General features: G+C 71.8%; 6 protein-coding genes. 2 read left to right on the forward strand and 4 right to left on the reverse strand.

Annotation, left to right across the window (positions count from 1 at the left end):
* The 4 genes from H5J33_RS20010 to H5J33_RS20025 all read right to left on the reverse strand — a co-directional run.
* Positions 1–366: alcohol dehydrogenase catalytic domain-containing protein (locus tag H5J33_RS20010; protein WP_181796303.1), on the reverse strand; the 366-nt coding region annotated here is incomplete at its 3' end.
* A gap of 35 nt (positions 367–401) precedes the next feature.
* Positions 402–2,078 (reverse strand): CocE/NonD family hydrolase, encoded by a 1,677-nt coding sequence (locus H5J33_RS20015; RefSeq protein ID WP_181796304.1) that lies wholly within the window; start codon positions 2,076–2,078, stop codon positions 402–404.
* Positions 2,079–2,106: 28 nt separating this feature from the next.
* A complete protein-coding gene (locus tag H5J33_RS20020; RefSeq protein WP_309485448.1) occupies positions 2,107–3,585 on the reverse strand; it encodes an MFS transporter in 1,479 nt (492 codons plus the stop codon).
* Positions 3,586–3,590: 5 nt separating this feature from the next.
* Positions 3,591–4,076: a MarR family winged helix-turn-helix transcriptional regulator gene (locus H5J33_RS20025; RefSeq protein WP_181796305.1), complete on the reverse strand. Its 486-nt coding sequence runs from the start codon at positions 4,074–4,076 to the stop codon at positions 3,591–3,593.
* A 163-nt stretch (positions 4,077–4,239) separates the two neighbouring features.
* Between H5J33_RS20025 and H5J33_RS20030 the strand changes: the two genes are divergently transcribed.
* Together H5J33_RS20030 and H5J33_RS20035 are read left to right on the forward strand one after the other, a co-directional pair.
* Positions 4,240–5,307: an LLM class flavin-dependent oxidoreductase gene (locus H5J33_RS20030; protein ID WP_181796306.1), complete on the forward strand. Its 1,068-nt coding sequence runs from the start codon at positions 4,240–4,242 to the stop codon at positions 5,305–5,307.
* Positions 5,304–6,146, forward strand: an 843-nt coding sequence (locus tag H5J33_RS20035) for a 3-hydroxyacyl-CoA dehydrogenase NAD-binding domain-containing protein (protein ID WP_181796307.1), incomplete at its 3' end; no start/stop codon positions are given. The genes H5J33_RS20030 and H5J33_RS20035, both read left to right, overlap by 4 nt.

Genomic DNA, 6,146 nt, shown 5'->3' on the forward strand with positions numbered 1-6,146 from the left:
GACGGCGTCGCGGAAGTCCAGCGCGTCGGGCACCGGGACGAGTTCTCCGGCGGGCGCGGTGGCGAGCTCGGCGTAGCCGCCGACACCGCCGGTCGTGGCGAGCACCCGGCTGCCGACGAGCGCCGTGTCGACGCCCGCCCCGGCCTCGATCACCTCGCCCGCGATCTCCTTGCCGAGGATCACGGGCAGGGGCGCGCCGCCCAGGGCCCCGCGCATCATGCCGGAGCGGACCTGGGTCTCCAGGAACTGGATGCCGACGGCGGCCACCCGGATCGTCACCTCGCCCCGGGCGGGGCGCGGGTCGGGTACCTCGGCCACGGTCAGCCGGTCCGGAGGACCGAAATCTTTCAGCAGGACGGCACGCACCTGTCCTCACTCCTTCTTGGTGGATCGTGTACGGATTACTCGTCCGCGACGACGGGGACGAGCAGATGGCTGTCGAACCGGCCGCCGGTGTGGATGACGTGGTCGCCGGCGTTGCGGGTGACGCGGTGTCCGGGCAGCACACCGGTGACGACATCGCCCGCCTGGACGACGACTTCGAGGCTCTCGCCCGGCTCGAAAAGGGTCGACGAGGGCCAGATCTCGATGTCGAGGGCGACCGGGACGCCGGGTTCGAGGAGCTGCTCGCGGTCGTGCCGGTGCCAGGGCTGCCACGGCGTGGAGCGCTGCTCGTCCAGGGCCCGGTGGCTCGCCCTCAGCCAGCCGAGGGCGACGGGGCCGTTGTCGTACAGCGCGAAGAACGGGAACGGCACCTCCCGGCCCGCGGCGTCCTTCTTGCGCAGCGCGACGAAGACGTCGGCGTCGTCGGAGCCCCGGGCCTCCAGCCACAGCCGCAGCTTGGCGTGGCCGGTGAGCCGGGTCCGCTCGGTGAACCGGTGGCTGAAGCGCGTCCCGCCGACCCCGTCGCCGTCCTGGACCGGGTAGCTCACCTCGGCCTCGGCCAGCGGCGGCTTGTCGGCCAGGGTGCCCGTGGCCGCGTCCAGGTGCAGCGGCACGTACTCGGTGCGGGCGATGGGCCACTCCCGCTCCTCGGTGACATAGCCGGCGTTCGCCCGTTCGCGCACCTCGGTGAGCACCTTCGGCCGCTCGGTCCAGCCGTTGTCCTCGCCCTTCAGCGCCCAGTCGAAGAACTTCAGCTGACTGGCGACGTTCTCGGGCCGGTAGTAGTACTCCCAGGTCTTGCGGCCGTGCACCTCCAGCCACTTGTGGGCGGAGGAGATGCGCTTGAAGCCCTCCAGGGTGCCGCGCCCGTGCAGGCCCTGGTTGGACCAGCTGGCGACGACGTACGCGGGCACCTCGACGTTCTCCAGGACCGCTCGCTTGGCGTCCCAGTACGCGTCGTCGAAGGGGTGCTCGGCGGCCAGGCGCTCCAGGTCCTCGACGCGGGTGGAGGAGTAGCCGAGGCTGTGCCGGGCGAACACCTCCATGAAGCCGGTCTCCGGGATGCCGCCGTGGTAGGCGATGTCCCGGTAGAAGTCGGTCAGGCCCTCCCACGGGTTGATGGCGGCCAGGTGCGGCGGCCTGGTGGCGGCCACCCGCCACTGGGCGATGCTCAGGTACGAGACACCGGACAGCCCGACCTTGCCGTTGGACCAGTCACGGGTGCCGGCCCACTCGATCGCGTCGTGGAAGTCCTGCGCCTCCTGCTCCGAGGCGAGGGTGTAGTCGCCGGGAGTGCTCCAGGTGCCGCGCGGGTCGACGTAGACCACCGCGTAGCCGTGTCCGCACCAGAACAGCGGGTCCGGGGCCTCGATCGCCGCGTACGGGGAGACCCAGGACGGGTCGACGCCGCTGGCGGCGCTGCGGCTCGGGGCGGTGCTGCGGCCGCCGTGCTTGCCGTAGGGGCCCCAGGAGATCAGTACGGGCAGCGGGGCGGTGCCGGGGTCGGCGGGCCGGTGCACGTCGGCGTACAGGACGCTGCCGTCACGGACCGGGATCTCGACGTCGCGGTCGATGCGCATCCCGTCGGCGACGCGCGAACCGGGCGCGAATCCCGGGTAGTTCCCGTCGGCGAGCGGGTTGGGCTCGCGGAAGTGCAGGTGCGGGTAGGTCAGTTGGGGCTTTTCGCTGCTCAACGAGGTCTCCTTGTAGGAAGGTCGGCCGTCAGGAGCGGTTCTTGGCGACGCGTGGCAGGACGAGTGCCGACACCGCGCCGAGGACCACGAAGGCCGCGGCCACCAGGAAGGCCAGGCCGTAGCCGGAGACCAGGTTGTCGGAGGTGGGCTGAGTGTCACCGGAGAGCGACTGGATACGGCTCGTCGCGATGGTGGTGAGGATGGCGAGGCCGAGGGCGCCGCCGATCTGGCGTGAGGTGTTGAGCAGTCCGGAGACCACTCCGGCGTCGGCGGGCGCGACCCCGGAGGTGGCGGCCGCGGCGACGGGGGTGAAGACCAGTCCGACGCCCAGCGCCATCAGCATCCCGGGCAGCACGACCATCAGCACGAAGTTGCTGTGCGGACCGAGCTGGGACTGCCACACGAAGCCGGCGAGCGCGCTGAGGGCGCCGGCCAGGATGAGCGGACGGGTGCCGGCCTTGGAGATGAGCCGGGAGCTGAGCCGCGCCCCGGTCATCACCATCAGTGTGTGCGGCAGGAAGGCCAGTCCGGCCTGTACGGGGCTGTAGCCGCGCACGTTCTGCAGGTACAGCGAGACGAAGTACCACATCGACAGGAACGCGGCGTTCATCAGCAGCCCCACCAGATTGCCGCCGGCCACCGAGCGGGCACGCAGCAGGCCGAGCCGTATCAGCGGAACCTTGGCGACGCGCTCCTCGACGAGGCAGAACAGCGCGAGCAGCACCAGGCCGATGATCAGCGGCGGCAGCACTTGCGGCGAAGTCCAGCCGTACGACGCGGTGTTGACGATGCCGTAGACGAGGGCGAGGAGGGCGAGGGTGACGGTGGCGGCGCCCAGGAGGTCCAGCCGGCGCGGCCCCTCGCCGCGCCGGTGGTCGAGGTAGCGCACGCATCCCGCGATGAGCGCGATGCCGATGGGGATGTTGACCAGGAGGATCCAGCGCCAGGACAGATAGCCGGTGAGCAGTCCGCCGGCGATGGAGCCGACCGCGCCGGCGCCGCCCGCCACCGCGCTCCACAGACCCAGCGCGGAGGCCCGTTTGGGTCCTTCGGGGAAGGTGGTGGTGAGCAGGGCGAGGGTGATCGGCGACAGGAAGGCGGCGCCGACGCCCTGCACGACACGGGCGACGATCAGGACGCCGGGGCTGCCCGCGAGGCCGCCGACCAGGCTCGCCGCGGTGAACACGGCGATGCCGGCGATGTAGACGCGTTTGCGGCCGAGGAGGTCACCGGCCCGGCCGCCGAGCATGAGGAAGCCGGCGAAGGCGAGCGTGTAGGCGTTCACGACCCATTGCAGGCCGGTGTCGCTGAAGCCGAGGCCGGTCTGGATGGACGGCAACGCGACGTTCACGATGGACACGTCGAGCAGGACCATGAACTGGCCGAGGCAGGCGAGGGTGACGATCACCCAGGGTGGTGCGGCGCGGCCCGGGAACCGCCGGGTGCCGGAGGCCGCGGTGGCCGCGCCGCCGCCACTCGCGCCGTCCTGGGTCCCTAAGTGGGTCACGGTCCCTACCCCTTCTTCTCGATCGCTTCGGCGAAGGCCGCCAGATGTGTGGCCAGGCTTTTGATGTCGGCGGTGCTCCAGTCCTCCATCAGCTCCGCCACGATGGCGGCCCGGGCCTGCCAGAGCTTGCGGACGGCCTGCTTGCCGGTCCGGCTGACGGTCACCAGCTGGGCGCGGGCGTCCGCCGGGTCGGGCTCGCGGACGATGAAGCCGCGCGCCTCCAGCCGCTTGGCGGGCGGCGTGAGCGTGGACTTGTCCACCTCCATCAGGTCCGCCAGGACCGACAGCCGCACGGGTGCGTGCTGGGAGATCTGGGCGAGCAGCGTGTAGTCCCCGATGGACAGTTCGAGGCCGGAGGCCGCCATGATGCGGCGCCTGGCCGCCGTGGAGAACATCCAGTTCCCCACCACGGCAAGGGCCGACGCCACCTCACCGGAGACACCGCGCTGCTCGTCCGGTTGGTCTGGTGGAGTGGCTGACGTGCGTCCCATGTCCGGCACCGATCTCCGCTCGGTTGGTTGTGACAAACCAACTATTACTCGGTGGCCCGGTCCCTGGCAAGTACGTTCTTGCTCGATCCGGCCTCCAGCCGACTGCGAGCCAGGCTTGCGAGCGTCGCCGTACCGCAGTCGACATCAGCCCGCGAGGTGCACAGTGGAATTCGGAGTGACCTTCTTCCCGACCGTGGGTCCCGCCGACAAGGACGGCGCGACCTACTACGACGAGGCACTGTCCGTGGCCGAGCACGCCGACGCGCTCGGCTTCCAGCACGTGAAGATCGTCGAGCACTACTTCTTCCGGTACGGCGGCTACAGCCCCGACCCGGTCACCTTCCTGGCCGCCGCGGCCGCCCGCACCCGCCGCATCCGGCTGATCACCGGCACCGTGCTGCCCGCGTTCACCCACCCCGTCAAGCTCGCGGGCAAGCTCGCCATGCTGGACAACCTCTCCCACGGCCGGCTGGAGGTCGGCTTCGGGCGGGCCTTCCTGCCCGACGAGTTCGCGGCCTTCGGCGTGTCCATCGACGACAGCCGCGCCCTGTTCGAGGAGAACGTGGAAGCGATCCGCCGCCTGTGGACCGAGGAGGACGTGGTCTGGGAGGGACGCTTCCACAAGTTCGGCCCGGTCACCCTGCAGCCGCGCCCGGTGCAGCGGCCGCACCCGCCGACCCATGTCGCCACCGCCATGAGCCTCGAGTCCTGCGAGTCCGCCGGGCGCGCCGGCCACCACCTGCTGCTCGTGCCCGCGACCTCGTCCGTGGAGAAGGCCCAGGAGATGCTCGGCGCCTACCGGGCGGCGCGCGCCGCGGCGGGCCACGAGGGGCCGGGCCGCGTGCAGTTCAGCTACCCGACCTACGTCGCCGAGGACGGCGACGAGGCCCGCCGCCTGGCCCGCCGGGACGACGAGGCGTACAACCAGCGCATGGCCGAGGCCGTCTCCGCGTGGGGACGCGTCTCCAGCAGCGCCTACCCCGGTTACGAAAGGATCCTCGAGGCCACCCGCACCTACGACTTCGACAAGAAGCTCGAGGCGGACAAGCTGCTGGCCGGGTCGCCGGCCGAGGTCCGCGCCCAGATCGAGCGCATCCAGGGCTGGTTCGGCCCGGACGTCACCCTCAGCCTGACCATCCACTCCGGGCTGCTGCCGGTGGAGGTCGCCAAGCGCTCGACGGAGCTGTTCGCGCGGCAGGTGGCACCGCACTTCGCCAGGCCGGCCCGATGACCGGGCCCGTACGCACCGTCACCGTGGTCGGTGCGGGCACCATCGGTCTGGCCTGGACCACGCTCTTCCTCGCCCACGGCCTCGACGTACGGCTGAGCACCCGCAGGACCGACGCCGAGCGGGCGGCGCGTGAGGCGGTGGAGCTGTTCGCCCCGTCGCTGCCCTCGCCGCCCGCCGATCCCACCCGGCTGCTGGACCGGCTCACGATCGAGCCGGACGTGGCCAAGGCGGTCGCCGGCACCGACCTGGTGCAGGAGAACGTACGCGAACAACTCGCCCTGAAACAGGAGCTGTTCGCCGAGGCCGAGCGGGCCGCTCCCGACCACGTACTGCTGCTGTCGTCGTCCTCGTCGCTGTCCGCGGACGCGCTGGGCGCCACCATGGACGACCCTTCGGGGCTCCTGGTCGGCCACCCGTTCAATCCGGCCCATCTGATGCCGCTGGTGGAGCTGGTCCCGGGCACCCGCACCCGGCCCGACGCCGTCGAGCGGGCCGCCGCGTTCTACCGGTCCCTGGGCAAGGTGCCGGTCGCGCTGCGCCGCCCCATGGCCGGAACCCCCGCGAACCGGCTGCAGTCGGCCCTGTTCCGGGAGGCCGTGCACCTGGTGGCCGAGGGGTATCTCACGGCCGAGGAGGTCGACGCCGTGGTGACCGGCTCGATCGGGCTGCGCTGGGGGGCGGTCGGGCCGTTCCAGGCGTTCCACCTGGGCGGCGGCCCGGGGGGTCTGCGGCGGATGCTGGGCGCCGTCGGGAACCGGATGGCCGCCGAGTGGGAGCACCTGGGCACGCCCGCGCTCACCGACGACGTCGTGGGGACGCTCGCCGCGCAGACCGAGCGG

Source organism: Streptomyces sp. WELS2 (assembly GCF_013870595.1).
In the GTDB taxonomy this organism is placed as follows: Bacteria; Actinomycetota; Actinomycetes; order Streptomycetales; family Streptomycetaceae; genus Streptomyces.